The organism is Kineococcus sp. G2 (assembly GCF_037154035.1).
Classification (GTDB): Bacteria; Actinomycetota; Actinomycetes; order Actinomycetales; family Kineococcaceae; genus Kineococcus.
The window spans coordinates 1-12,434 of sequence record NZ_JBBBEM010000139.1 but is presented as its reverse complement, the minus strand read 5'-3'; the positions used below and the strand labels follow the sequence as shown (position 1 = coordinate 12,434).

14 protein-coding genes are annotated in these 12,434 nt (G+C 71.2%); 2 read left to right on the top strand and 12 right to left on the bottom strand.

The window, feature by feature from the left end; genetic code table 11:
- Positions 1-459: 459 nt before the first annotated feature.
- From V9U69_RS18875 to V9U69_RS18860, 4 genes are all read right to left on the bottom strand, one after another.
- Positions 460-705: a hypothetical protein gene (locus V9U69_RS18875; protein ID WP_337063429.1), complete on the bottom strand. Its 246-nt coding sequence runs from the start codon at positions 703-705 to the stop codon at positions 460-462.
- A 211-nt stretch (positions 706-916) separates the two neighbouring features.
- Positions 917-1,357, bottom strand: coding sequence for an ATP-binding protein (locus V9U69_RS18870; protein WP_337063428.1), 441 nt, complete (start codon positions 1,355-1,357; stop codon positions 917-919).
- A gap of 29 nt (positions 1,358-1,386) precedes the next feature.
- Positions 1,387-1,911: a hypothetical protein gene (locus tag V9U69_RS18865; protein WP_337063426.1), complete on the bottom strand. Its 525-nt coding sequence runs from the start codon at positions 1,909-1,911 to the stop codon at positions 1,387-1,389.
- A gap of 254 nt (positions 1,912-2,165) precedes the next feature.
- The gene (locus tag V9U69_RS18860) at positions 2,166-3,755 is read right to left on the bottom strand and encodes a PP2C family protein-serine/threonine phosphatase (protein ID WP_337063425.1); all 1,590 of its coding nucleotides are present in this window, start codon (positions 3,753-3,755) and stop codon (positions 2,166-2,168) included.
- Between the two features lie 320 nt (positions 3,756-4,075).
- Here V9U69_RS18860 and V9U69_RS18855 point away from each other — a divergent pair, with 320 nt between their 5' ends.
- A complete protein-coding gene (locus V9U69_RS18855; protein WP_337063424.1) occupies positions 4,076-4,501 on the top strand; it encodes a hypothetical protein in 426 nt (141 codons plus the stop codon).
- A gap of 723 nt (positions 4,502-5,224) precedes the next feature.
- Entirely contained in the window at positions 5,225-5,887 is a 663-nt protein-coding gene (locus V9U69_RS18850; protein WP_337063423.1) for a DUF6226 family protein, read from the top strand.
- A gap of 313 nt (positions 5,888-6,200) precedes the next feature.
- Here V9U69_RS18850 and V9U69_RS18845 read toward each other — a convergent pair whose 3' ends face one another.
- The 8 genes from V9U69_RS18845 to V9U69_RS18810 all read right to left on the bottom strand — a co-directional run bounded on the left by V9U69_RS18845 (position 6,201) and on the right by V9U69_RS18810 (position 12,200).
- Complete coding sequence (locus V9U69_RS18845; RefSeq protein WP_337063421.1) at positions 6,201-6,590, bottom strand: hypothetical protein; 390 nt, start codon at positions 6,588-6,590, stop codon at positions 6,201-6,203.
- Positions 6,590-7,366: a ParA family protein gene (locus V9U69_RS18840; RefSeq protein WP_337063419.1), complete on the bottom strand. Its 777-nt coding sequence runs from the start codon at positions 7,364-7,366 to the stop codon at positions 6,590-6,592. The genes V9U69_RS18845 and V9U69_RS18840 overlap by 1 nt, the downstream gene beginning before the upstream one ends.
- Before the next feature lie 86 nt (positions 7,367-7,452).
- Positions 7,453-7,764 (bottom strand): helix-turn-helix domain-containing protein, encoded by a 312-nt coding sequence (locus V9U69_RS18835; RefSeq protein ID WP_337063418.1) that lies wholly within the window; start codon positions 7,762-7,764, stop codon positions 7,453-7,455.
- Positions 7,761-8,681 carry a replication initiation protein gene (locus tag V9U69_RS18830; protein WP_337063416.1) on the bottom strand — a complete coding sequence of 307 codons (921 nt, stop codon included), beginning with the start codon at positions 8,679-8,681 and terminating at the stop codon, positions 7,761-7,763. The genes V9U69_RS18835 and V9U69_RS18830 overlap by 4 nt, the downstream gene beginning before the upstream one ends.
- Before the next feature lie 337 nt (positions 8,682-9,018).
- Positions 9,019-9,771, bottom strand: a complete 753-nt coding sequence (locus tag V9U69_RS18825; RefSeq protein WP_442907833.1) for a M23 family metallopeptidase — start codon at positions 9,769-9,771, stop codon at positions 9,019-9,021.
- Positions 9,772-10,080: 309 nt separating this feature from the next.
- Positions 10,081-10,548, bottom strand: a complete 468-nt coding sequence (locus V9U69_RS18820) for a DMP19 family protein (protein ID WP_337063414.1) — start codon at positions 10,546-10,548, stop codon at positions 10,081-10,083.
- Positions 10,549-10,653: 105 nt separating this feature from the next.
- Positions 10,654-11,238, bottom strand: coding sequence for a Uma2 family endonuclease (locus V9U69_RS18815; protein WP_337063412.1), 585 nt, complete (start codon positions 11,236-11,238; stop codon positions 10,654-10,656).
- Positions 11,239-11,477: 239 nt separating this feature from the next.
- Positions 11,478-12,200 (bottom strand): hypothetical protein, encoded by a 723-nt coding sequence (locus V9U69_RS18810; RefSeq protein ID WP_337063411.1) that lies wholly within the window; start codon positions 12,198-12,200, stop codon positions 11,478-11,480.
- Positions 12,201-12,434: the final 234 nt, after the last annotated feature.

Here is a 12,434-nt window from a genome sequence, read left to right as displayed (position 1 = left end):
GTGCGGCACCGACCCGCCGACCCGTCGAAACCGCAGGAGGCCAAGGCCCCGGTCGCCGGTCGGTGAGGACGACGCGGGATCGACCGGTCACGTACCGCCCCGTCCTCGAGCGGTCGAAACCCCCTCCGGCCCCGTGAGCGGTCATGCCGCAGGCGGGCGCGATCGGCCGTCTCAAGAACGGTCACTTCTGAGATGGGCGACTGCTCCACCGGTGGACCAGCCGAGCAGTCGACTCCGCGGTCATGTCGATCTCCCGCGTGTGCAACAGCCGTCTGGAACCGCCGCGGAACTGGCCGCCACCGGCCAACTAGGCCGGTGAGCTCGGGCCGGTGCGGCCGAAGCGGGGGAAGTGGCCCGTGCCCTGCACCCGCCGCTGTGAGTGGCTGAAGCAGCTGCACCCGTGCAGCTGCACGTCAGCGCAGAGGCCAGGTCACCGGGCTGTGACCTGGCCCTGCTCGATCAGTCGCGCTGCTGGCGTAGCAGCTCATCGAGCAGGTCCCGCAGCACGTGCGGCTGCTCGTACAGGCCCTCGTAGTGCTCACCGACCTTGCGGGTGCCCACGGCGATGACCGTCACTCCTGCCAGCTGCAAGGGCACGGCGAAGTCGGAGGGCAGGTAGGCCTGCGCAGACATCGCGAGCAGTCGCTGGCGGTCGTCCTCGCCGAGGCTCTGCCACCAGGCACCCACGGCTTCCCGCTCGCTCACGCGCCCAGCGTGTGGCACTGCCGAGCGTTCTTGCGTGTTCAACCAGCGTGGTTCACCCGGCTGCCGGTGTCGTTGCCGACCTCGGTGAGCGACTCACTACATCCGCGCACGCCGTGTTGTAGGCGCGGTCGCCGTCTCAGAACTGGTCACCTCCGAGACGTGTGGGACGACGACGACACTGCTGTGCCAGCCGACCCGTGCGTCAAAGGGGCTACAGCAGTCCTTGCACCTGCTCGGCCCAGTCGTCGGCTACGAAGCCGGCGCTGGTCATCACCTCTTTCGGTTCGAACCACACCGTCTTGCCACTGCCCTGCTGCGGGGGTAGCGGGTCCACGCCCCAGTCGTTGGAGATCGACTCCAGCAGGCGCAGGCCCCGGCCGGTGGTGACTTCTTGGCCCATGCGCCGCAGCCGCAGGGGGGCGGCGGAGGTATCGCTCACGCCGATGCGCACCCGCCCCGGGGCCATCACGCACACGTGGACGCTGAAGGCGGTGCGCGCGTGCAGCAGGGCATTGGTCACCAACTCCGAGACGCCCAGCTCCGCGGACTCCTCCAGCTCTTCAGCGCCCACCTGGCGCAGCATCTGGCGCACGTAGCTACGTGCTGCGGCCACGGTGCTGGCCAGCGGATCCAGCAGCAGCGGCTGACCCACCCTGCTGCCCTCGCGCGTACCCCCCGACGTCACGCCTCGAGCACCCCTACCGTTTGCTTGCTGGCTTGCTCTCCCGCGTGAGCAGGGGTGTCGATGCCAGTCCAGGGCTGCGGTGGCGCACCGGAGAGCTGGCGGATGAACTGCCCGAACAGCCACCGGCGGTAGGCCACCAGCTGCGCTGAGGCGGGCAGGGTGAGCAGCTGCTGCTCACGGCAGAAGTCGTCGGCCTCCTCCAGCACGTCCAAGACGCGCTGGGCGAAGGCAGCCGCCTGCGCGGGCAGGGTGTAGGTGACGTCGGCGAAGTCCTGCCCGGCGCGTGCGGCGGCGTCCAGGGCCGCCACCGGCTGCTGCTGGAAGGGTGCGTAGCTGCTCTCCAGCTCCTCAGCGACCTGCAGCAACCGTTGCGGCAACGCGGGCGCGCCGTCGTGTCCGGCTCCGATCTGCACCAGCGCCAGTTCCCGAAGCAGCTCCTGGGCGTGCTCGTTGAGCGCCTCGCGCAACGCCAACGGCACCTTCAACAGGTGCACCTCGCTCATCTCGCTGCCCTCGCCCACTCACGGAGCCTTGCACGCGGGCGGCTCGAGCGCCCGGTCGGGGGCACCACAGCAACCGTTCAAGATCACCGCCATTGTCGGTGGCGCGGGTACCGCAGACCTGAGCGGGCAGCGGTGGGCGGGGGTGCCAAGCGCCGGGCGGTGGTGGCATGCGGTGGTGGCATGCGGTGGTGGCATGCGGTGGTGGCATGCGGTGGTGGCAAGTTCAGCCTGGCGCTGCAGTGCTAGTCAGTGCTGGCCTGGCAGGGTCGGCTTCAGCTGGCGGGGCCAGCTTCCGGGGGTCGGGGTCGGTCTTCGGGGTGCATGCGGATCCCCAGGATCGCGGTGTCGTCCTCGACAGCGAGGGCGTCGTCGAGGTAGCGGCGCTGCAGCTCGTCCAGCAGTGCCTGCAACGAGGCGCCGGTGCGGGCGATCTCCTGCACCGTGGTGGCCAGGTGGTCCAGGCTGTGGGTCAGGTGCTCCCCGCGCCGCTCGATCAGGCCGTCGGTGAACAGCAGCAGCGTCGCACCGGGCTGCAGGAGGACCTCGTGGTCGCTGCGCGCCAGCCCGGCGGCGACGCCGATGAGGACATCAGGTGTGGTCCGCAGCAGCTGCGCACGCCCGTCGGGGTGCACCAGCAGCGGCGGGGGGTGACCGGCGTTGGACCAGCGCAGCCGGCGCAGACCAGCGGCACGCTCGGCCTGGGTCTGCTCCACGCGCGCCAGCACCAGCGTCGTCATGGCCTGCATGCCCAGCCCGTGCACCGCGGCGTCCAGGCGCGCCAGGACCTGCGCAGGTGATCCGGCCCGGTCGTAGGCGATGCCGCGCAAGACGTTGCGGACCGCGCCCATGACCGCTGCGGCGTGCATGTCGTGACCGACGACGTCGCCGATGACCAGGCACGTCGCACCCTCACCGTCGGTGAAGGCGTCGTAGAAGTCACCGCCGACCTCATGCCCTTCGGCTGCGGGCCGGTACACCGCTGCCAACTGCAAGTGATCCGGTTGAGGCAAGTCAGTGATCATGCTGCGTTGCAGAGCTAGAGCGAGCTCACCTTGGTCAACGTGCTCACGGGCCTGCTCACGGGCCTGCTCAGGGGCCTGCTCAGGGGCCTGCTCAGGGGCCTGCTCACGGGCCTGCTCAGGGGCCTGCTCACGGGCCTGCTCAGGGGCCCGTTCAGGGGCTTGGTCACGGTCCTGCTGCTGGGTTCGGCTGCGACGAAGGTGCGGTGCGTCCTGCCGCAGGAGAGCCCTGCCGTGCTCGGGCGCGGTCCTCAGCGCCAAAGCGGCGTGGGCGGCCAAGACGCTCCCCACGATCTGGCTGTCGGGGCTGAACGCGTGCGGCAGGCGCGAGTACAGGCTCAACACCCCCAGCGTGCCCGGGGTCGGGGACAGGCGGAAGGACAGCCGGAAGGACAGCACGCTGCGCACCCCGATCTCGGTGACGCGCTTGCTGAAGTCCGGCCAGCGCTCGTCACCGGCCAGCTCACCGGTGACGAAGAGCTCCACATCCTCTGCGGCATCAGGTGCGGCATCAGGTGCGGCATCCCGTGCGGCATCAGGTGCGGCATCCCGTGCGGCGTCAGGTGCGGCGTCCTGGGTGGCGTCCAGCTGGGTAGCCAGGAACGGTCCTTGCCCGACCTCGTGCTGTATGCGCTCCAGCGAGCGGGCCACCTCGTCGCTGGCAGCGGCAGTGGTGACGGCGCCCTCGCCCGCGATCGAGACCGCGGCGTGCTCACAGCCGGGCACCCTGGCCACAGCGAGGCCGACCAGCTCCTGCAGCACGTGCTGCACACTGTCGCCGGCCTGCAGCGCACCAGCCGCCTCGGCGATGGCCCGCACCAAACCACGGTCGATCGAGGTCACCGCCTGACCTTAGGCCAGAGCTGATCAGCACAAATACCTCAACGAAGTCTCCTCCACCCGCCGGGGCTGCGCTTCATCGACCGCGTCCTCTCTGGCGGTCCCCGCTCCGTCGCTGCTGTGGAATCGGTCCCTTCTCAGACGGCTTATCGCTCGATGTCAGCGGCGTGAACGGATGCGCCGTTTCGTGGCGACAGGTCGACCTCGCCGCGGTCATGCTGACCCGCATGGCCGGTGAGCGCTTCACGTCCTCGCGTTCCTTGCGCGCGGTCGTGGGTGCGGGGTTGGTGCGGGGCCTGGGGTGCGGGGTCGTGCTGGGAGCCGTGAGCGGTGCAGTCCTGGCCGTGTGGTGCGGGGTGCACAACGCTCCTGGCGGCGCCGGGGCCTTCGCGGGCACATCGGCGCTCCTGCGCGTGGCCGCGATCGCTGCTGGGGTGGGCGCGCTGATCGGGGTGGTGAGCGCGGCGGCGGCGCTGGTGGTGCTGGCCGGCGCGGGGCGCGGCCGCAGCAGCTGGGCGGTCAGCGTGCTGGCGGCGGTGGTGGCCGCCATGGTCAGCGTGCTGGCCCTGAGCCGGGCGTGGAGGAGCTTGTCCAGCGACGTCGCGGCGCTGAGCCAGGCCTGGGAGGCCTTCTCGGGCACCCTGGTCTCGACCCTGGCGCTGCTGCTGGTGGGGCTGGTCAACGCCGTCGTGGCGTTGTGGCAGGTGCGGCGCCTGGACCGCCGCACCAGCAGCGCAGGACTCAGCTGAGTCACCAGCTGAGTCCTGCGCTGCTGGTGGCGAAGGCGCACCAGGCCCTGCCCGTAGGCAGCTTCGGCCGCGACCGGGTGAGCCCTCCCTATCAGGGTCAGGTGGACGAACACCTCGCAACGCCCGGCGAAGACCTCGGTGTCCATGGCGGTGCCCATGGCGGTGCCCATGGCGGTGCCCGTGTCGGTGTCCATGGCGGTGTCCTGCGCCAGCACGAGCTGCAGGACACCGAGGCGATCCACCCTGTCCAGCAGGGGCAGCCGGATCCCCAGCTGCCCGCAGGTCGGGCGCCGGCCGGGCAGGGGGGTCGGTCAGCTCCTCCTGCCTCGCCACCGTCTCGCTTTCGAGGTGCCTGCTGCAGGCGCCAGCCGGCCCTCAGGAGGTCGCTGAGCAAGGGGTGCCCATACGTAGCGCTGCTTGACATTCAGCCGAGATTTTGGGACAATCCTCGGCACAACCCCGGATGTGGCCCCCGGCCTCCGGGGTTTCGCCGTGCCCGGGCCCGTGCGGTCCGCACCGCCCGCTGCTGCGGTCCTCCTCCCCTGCCCCTCGTCGGCCTGGTCGGCCTGGTCGTCGCACGCCCCCGCCGGGCACCGGCCGCGGGCCTACCGTCGAGGAGGTGGGCGGGCTGAGCAGGGTGCCGGGCCAGGTGATGGGCCAGGTATCGGGCTAGGTGTCGGGTTAGGTGAGGGGCGGGCTGCATGAGTGAGGTGATGGGTGGGGGTGGACGAGCAGCGCATCCGCACAGCACTCGAAGACGCCTTCACGCGCACCGGCGCGGGCACACCGCCTTGGCCGGATCCGCACGCAGACCTCGAGCGTGAGATCGACCCGCAGGAGTACTCCCGCTGCCTGCAGCCGGGCAAGTACCGCATCCTTCCCGCCCGCGCCGAGGCCTGGATCCAGGCCCTGACCGGGTTGGGCCTGGCCGCCCTGGAGCCGATCGAGCCCACCGAGGCCGGATCGGCCTGGCGCAAGGGCCTGCCCCACGACACCCGCCCCACCCGCGTGCACTGGCTGCGCCCGCACCGCGCCGGCGCGGTACCGCTGCTGATCAGCGTGCGCGGCTTCGACGGCTACGACGACAACCTCCTGGACCTGGGTGCCGGGCAGCCGGCGGTGCTGCTGACCAGCGTGCCGGTGTGCGGGTGCGATGCCTGTGACGACGGCTCCGAGGTGCTGCTCAACGAGCTCGACGACGCCGTCTGGGATGTGATCACCGGGGCGTTCGCGCACGTGGACACCCCACGCGGGGCCGTGCAGGGCGGACGCCGCGGCTGGCGAGCCGAAGGGACCAGCGGAGGCATGGACGTCGAACGCCTCCTTGCCGACGCGCGCACCGGGCGCTGCGCGCACCACGTCGTGCACGGCACCTGCTGGTGGTGAGCACCGCGCCGGTACCGGCATGACCGCCGGTATGACACGGCAGCGGGGAGACGGGGTCCGGTGCGGCGTCTGGTGACCCATCCCCCAGGCCACCAGACGCGACACCGCGTATCCCTCACTGAGCCCGTCTCGCCACCACAGGTCCCCCCGGACTGCGGTGCGAGCCCCCCGGACTCAGTGATCACATCGCTGCCGCCAGGCCAGCGTTACAGCGGGCATCGCGGGTGGCGAAGTAAACGCCGTAGATGGAGGAGAACCGCCCTGACCTGCATGTTTACATGTAGTCATGTATTCATGCCAGCTTGCTGACATGTCAGCTGCTGTGGCGCTCCATGTACTCATGCAGTGCGGCAGCGGTCAGGGCCTGCAGCGAAATCTCATGCTCGGCGGCCCACCGTTTGGCCTGCCGGCGCAGGGTCGGGTCCATGCGCACGCTGAACATCGGCAGCGATGCGGCCCGCACAGCACTGCTGGTCTCTGTGCTGGCCAGCTCGGTGCTGGCCCGGTCCACGTTGAGCTGCTCGCCAGCTGGTGCCTGCTCCGTCCCGACCGCCGGCACAGGAGAAGGTGCCGCAGCGGTGGTCTCGTCGGTAGCGACCGCTTCAGGCTCGGCTGGCTCGGCCGGACGCACGGTGGGCGGGGCGATCGGGTGCGGGCCGCTGGGCGCCTTGCGCAAGGCCCCCTTGGGAGCGGGCTTGGGCATCAGGCCTGCACCTCCAGCACGCGCAGGTCCAGCACCCGCTGAGCCAAGGCGTCGTAGACCTCGGTGACCGCCTTGGCGTCGGCGCCGTAGTCAGCGACAGAGGCGGCCGCACCCATCGCGGCGGCGACCACCGCGCGAGCGGGCACATACGGCTCCCACACGTCGGCGCCGTACGCCTCGGCGACCTCGGCCACGCGCAGCGCCGACTCGTTCGTGCGGCTCTGGTGGTTGATCACGATGCCGGCCAACTGCAGGCGCCGGTTGTAGTGCTCGGCGACCACGTCACGGGTGCGCAAGACGTTCTCCACCCCGCGCAGACTGGCTGCTGACGGTTCGGTGACCACCACGACGTGGGTGGCGGCGACGAAGCCGAGCACGACCAGCCGGCCGATGCTGGGCGGGCAGTCGATCAAGACTGCGTCGTATCCACTCAGACCGTCCAGGGCCTTGGCCAGGCGGAACTCGCTGCCGGGGCTCAGGTCCGTCTCGCGCTCGGCCAGGTCCAGGGTGGAGCCGATGACGTCGATGCCCTCACCCCAGGCGGAGGGCTGGATCGCCTCGGAGGCGATGCCGCGGGTGTCGGCGTAGATGACGTCGTTGACGTTGCGCACGTCGGCCAGCGGGTCCAGGCCCAACCACTGCGTCAGATCGGCCTGGGGGTCCAGGTCCACGCACAGCACCCGTCGTCCCTGCCGCTGCAAGGCAGCGGCGATGCCCACGACGGTGGAGGTCTTACCCACCCCGCCCTTCTGGTTAGTGAAGGCCACAGTCAACATGCCGACATGTCTACATGCCAGCATGCATGCATGTGAGTAGGCGCGCCGACGAGAGGGAAGGTCGAGTACAAGCGCGAGGGGCGCCCTCAGGCGGCGGCCTGCTGCTCCTCGCGTTGGTCCCCGTCAGCCGCTAGCTCGGGCATCTCGCCGTAACGGCGGGCGTCGTGCAGCAGCCGGCCTACGGTGCCAGTGGAGCAGGCCATCGCCTCGGCGATCTCCGCGTAGCTGGCACCGTCCAGGCGCAGCTGCACCGCCTGGGACCGTCGGGCAGAGGCGCGGTCCAGGAAGTCCTGGCGCGGCTCGGCCACCAGTCGGCGCACCGTGCGCGTAGAGACGCCGTACTTCTCCGCAGCCTCGCGAGCCGTCATCTTTCGGCGCCCCGGCTGCTGAGCGCTCACAGCAGGTCCTCCGCCATCTGTGCCGCCGTCACCTTCCGCCGTGCATCCTGAGCCTTGCGGACCGTGCGCCGACGAGCTTCTTGCTGCGCCGGCGTATTGGCCCGTCCACCCTTCTTACCCCCGCTGCTGCCGCGCTGGGCCTGCACCGCGCGGAAGCCGGCCTCGTCGAAGGAACGGCGCCAGACCCATCGTGCAACGGACTGCGCGGTCTGGGCGACCTCCGGCACCGGCAGCGGCACGGCGAACTCGTGGTTGACGTTCAGCGCGAAGGCGTCGACGACCTCCTCCCACTCGCAGCGGTCGTCGTAGCGGCGCCTAGCGCGGTAGGCCCACAACCGCAGCCGGTTGAAGAGGGTGACGTTGCGACCCAGCCCGGAGCTGTCCACGGCTCGCCGAGGCAGGGTGCGCGGCATCAGCTCGCCCAGGCCCTTGGCCAGCTCACCCAGGTCGTACAGGTGCCCGGTGCCCCAGGTGGTCACCCAGTCCTCGTGCACCGGGTTCTTCGTCAGCAGCCCGGCGTAGCCGACGTCGCCGTCCAGGGAGCGGCGAAGGCCCTCTTCGACCTTGGCCGCGTAGCGCATCGGCTCCAGGCGGGCGGCGTCGGTGCGCACCACCGGCGTCTTCAGCACCCAGCCGACGTGCCCGCGCCCGGTGGGCGACTCCGCGATCCAGGAGGGCATCGGGTGGGTCATGGGCTTGGTCAGGGCCCGCAGGACGGTGTCGTCGTGGTCGACGTCGATGACCAGCATCGACAGCAGCGCCTTGGGGGAGTGCTCCAGGTAGCGCCGCGCCAGGGCGTCGTCGCGGCTCTGGCGCCAGCAGCCCCTCGTCAGGTCATCGGTGGCCAGCGGCCGGCGCGGGGACCACGTCTCGGTCCACGTCTGCGCGTCCATGCGCACGCTGCTGGCTGTCGGCATGGCGCACACCGTGCCAGCAAGATCGCGATCATTCGGGTGGGACACGCCGACAAGAAGGGAAAATATTCGCGTAGGCCGACTGGGAAGCCTACTCAGGTAGTTCTGCTCTGCCCTGCTCGTGACCACTGCTCCCGCCCCCGTCCGCCATCCGCCTCCTCCTGGCCACAGACAGGCGAGCTCTCCTGAAGCTCACCTGTTCCTCGTACTGGCGTGCCCCTGTGCCGACCACGCGGCTACCCAGCCACCCCAGCTCCTTCACGTGGACGGCCGCGCTACGCCGAATGCTCGCTCATGCTTGATATGTGGGTGATCGGAGGCCACTCCCCGCAGGAGTGGCTCAACCGCTCGCAGCGACCTCGAAGACAGCTTCAACGACGGACTCTTCGCCAGGGACAGCGAGTGTGCGCCGGATCGGACCCCGGATCCGGCTCCGGATGGAACCGCGGCGACCAGCGGGCCACTCCCGGAAGTCGCGGAAGACGACGGGAACCCCCTTGGCGATCCGCAGGTCCATGCTGTCCATGGCTTGCACGTGGACGTGCGGCTGCGTGGAGTTGCCGGAGTTGCCGCACCGGGCGATCAGCTGCCCTTCGGTGACGTGCTGACCCACCTGCACCTCGATAGTGCCCCGTCGCAGGTGCACGAGACCGACGTACGCCGTCGTGCCGGCGACTTCGATGCAGACGTGGTTGCCGGCGATGGCGCCGACGCCCTGCCGCAGTCGCTCCCGTTGCCTCAGCACGTAGGGCAGCAGCGTGAGCTGGGACCGACGAGCCACGTGGTCGGGTTCGCCGTCGTGGACGGCGGCGACGACTCCTGAGACGGGAGCCAGGACGGGCCGGTCGAAGCCGACGAAGATGTCGGCAGGTTCGGTACCCAGGACCGTGCGCCAACTGTGCTGCGGGGAAGTCCGGCGGTGCTCGTCGACGGCGATGAAGTCGATGGCGTACCGCGTGCCCAGCAGATCGGTGCCGTGGCTGGGCACGCGGCGGGCTGGGCTGTTGCGGGCCAGCCAGGTGCCGTGGAAGGGCAGCGCGAGTGCGAGCGGGGAGCCTGCTCGAGGTGGGTCCGGAGGGAGGGTGGCACTCATGGCGCTCCAGCGGTTCACGACCTCGCGGGCGAGGCCAGTGCGGGACCGGGTGGTGAGCCGGCGTCGACCGGGACCGAGTCTGCCTGCTGACCGTGCCGGGCCGGTAGCGGCACCTGCCCGCGCGGCGCGCCGACAGGTGCCGACCTCGCGCTCATGGCGCCGTCCGCGCGCGGACGTACTCGAGCGGTGCCGCTGCAGGTAGGTGCCAGGCCGGTGAAGCGGCGTCCGGGCCGTGTGCGATCGCACCGTCTTGCGGTGGCGTGCTGAGCGTCCTCTGCGTCGGCAGCGGGCGCTCAGCACGCCGGTAGCTCAGTGCAGCGGGGCGAAGGTGTGCGGTGCGGCGGCGATGGCCGCTCGTGCGGCGCGGCTGAGGGCTGCGTCGTCGAGGCCGTAGGTGGCGTCGATGCGGGCTTCGGCCTCGTCCCAGCGCGCTTCGGTGTCGGCGCTCTCGGGGGCGGCGGTGAGCTCCTGATGCTCGCGGTAAGCCTGCTCGATGGCGGCGGCGGTGATGGGCAGGCCCAAGGCGCGGTAGGCCTGCAGCACCCAGGGCAGGGGGTAGTTCAGCTCGTCCTCGTAGGCGTCCAGGGTGCCGAGCAGGCCGGCGTTCCTGACCATGCCGTGGAAGGTGCGCACCAGGTGCAAGGCGGCGTCGCCGTCGTAGCCGGGCGCGGTGGACAGCTCCGGCTGGCAGGCGCGGTTCCAGATGGCCTCGAAGCGCTCATCGCTGAGCGGACTGCCAAAGACGCTGTCCACGCTGCTGCCCACGGGATCGCTCACGTCTTCGACCGTAGCCGGGCCCGGCCGTGCCCGGGCGGGCACTGGTGCCAGGTGCGTGGGGGTGCGAGGCGCGGCGGGGGTCCTGCTGGCGGTGCTGGTGGTGGGTCAGGAGCGGCCGCGGCCGAGCAGGTCGTTGGGCACGACGGTGAAGGCGGGGTGCCGGTCGTCGGCGGCGATGCTCAGGGGCGTGCGGCCCACGGCGGTGCCGGCGCTCAGCCAGGTCTCGCCGTTGTTGACCAGCCACTCCAGGTGCACCTGCTGCTCGGCGGTCAGGTAGGCCTCGAGCAGCACCGGCAGGTGGGCCTTGAGGTACTCGGAGCGCTTCTCGTTCATCTCCGCCAGCGTGTTGCCCGGTGACCACACCTCCACCGCCGCGCGGGGCAGCTCGGTGCACACCGAGTCCGCGTTCAGGGCGGGGCCGTTGACCAGGACATCGGGGATGCGCCCGGTCACGACGGTGCCGTCGGGGGCCAGGTGAATGGCCCAGTTGCCGGGGGCGGCGGCGTAGGTGTTCGGCCACTGGTCTTCGAACTCCAGCGCCAGGCGAGCGGCGATGCGGTGGTGGGGGTTGCCGCCGACCTTCTTGACCACGAGCTCCCCGTCGACGACTTCGGTGCGTTCGCCCACGCCGGCTGTCGCGGAGGTCCAGGCGTCCACCGGGACTCCTGGACGCGCAGCGCTCAGGCTCATGTGCGCCAGCGTAGCCACGGCCTGGAGGCCCTGGCCGGGCCAGCAACGGGTGGTGCGAGCAGGGCTGGGGCTGCGCGCGGGCAGGGCTGGGGTGGCTGCGCCGATCGGCTCGGTGCGGTGCTGTGGTCGCCTTGCCTGGGGGTGGCTTGGCTGCGCGCCTTGCGCGCCTTGCGCGCCTTGCGCGCCTTGCGCGGCCTGCGCGGCCGGTAACGGCAGCTCGGTGCGCGCTCGATGCCCGCTCACGCCAGGGCGGAGACGACCGGCTCCAGCAGGCGCTCCAGGGCGTCGGCGTCTTCGCGCAGGGCGGTGCTGAGCAGGACCTGCTGCTCGTTCAGGACCCACCCGGCCGGCTGCTGCAGCGGCAGCAGGCGCAGGTGCAGGGTGAAGGGGCGCACCCGCCGGCGCAGGCGTGGTGCGTAGGCGTTGACGAAGCGGGTCAGGTGCAGCGGGTCGCTGCTGCCGCGCCGGCCGCGGCAGCGTTCGATCTCGTTGTGCTTGATCTCGCGCAGCCAGTGCCGGATGTCGTGGTGGTGCCGCTCGGCGAGGGTGCGCATCGCGGGCAGGTCTTGCAGTCCGTGCCAGTCCGGTGGTGCAGGTGGTGCTGCTTCTCGTAGCTCCTCGGGTGTCGTGGGGGGCTGCGTGGGCGGTACCTGGTGCAGGGCGCGGGCCCACCAGATCGGCCACTCGCGCACCGCCTGGCTCAGGTCCACGTCAGCGCCGACGTCAGCGCCGACCTCGTCCTCGTCGTGCGCCTCGTTCTGCGTCCTGCGGTGCGTCTCGTCGGGTGTTCGATGGTGCCCGCTTCCTGCGGGTGCGGACACCGCTGGCACCAGGGCGCCGACGTCCGGCTCGGTAACCACGTAGCGCTGCAGGCCGGCGGCGTCGCGCACGTACAGGGCCATCGCCAGGTGTTGGTCGATGCCCTCGCGGATCTGCCAGCTCATCGTCGTGGCGAAGCGCACCACGGCACCGTCTCGCCCGCTCGGCGGTGCGGGCAAGGGGTGCGGCGGTGCCGTTGTCCGGGTGCGGTGGAGGCGGTGGCCTGCGGTGGGTGCGCGTGCGGCGCTGGGGCGCCGCACGCGCTGCAGCCCTGCGGGCTGCGCCGGCGCGCTGGGCGCACCGGCAGAGAGGGCGTCGTGGTGTGCGGGCGATCGCGGAAAGTCGGGTGCGGTGGTGGTGGTGTTTCCGCGTGTCGT

Coding starts and splice junctions, on each gene's coding strand:
- V9U69_RS18845 (WP_337063421.1), bottom strand. CDS start 6,590: ATGCCCAAGCCCGCTCCCAAGGGGGCCTTGCGCAAGGCGCCCAGCGGC.
- V9U69_RS18840 (WP_337063419.1), bottom strand. CDS start 7,366: ATGTTGACTGTGGCCTTCACTAACCAGAAGGGCGGGGTGGGTAAGACC.
- V9U69_RS18830 (WP_337063416.1), bottom strand. CDS start 8,681: ATGCCGACAGCCAGCAGCGTGCGCATGGACGCGCAGACGTGGACCGAG.
- V9U69_RS18825 (WP_442907833.1), bottom strand. CDS start 9,771: ATGAGTGCCACCCTCCCTCCGGACCCACCTCGAGCAGGCTCCCCGCTC.
- V9U69_RS18815 (WP_337063412.1), bottom strand. CDS start 11,238: ATGAGCCTGAGCGCTGCGCGTCCAGGAGTCCCGGTGGACGCCTGGACC.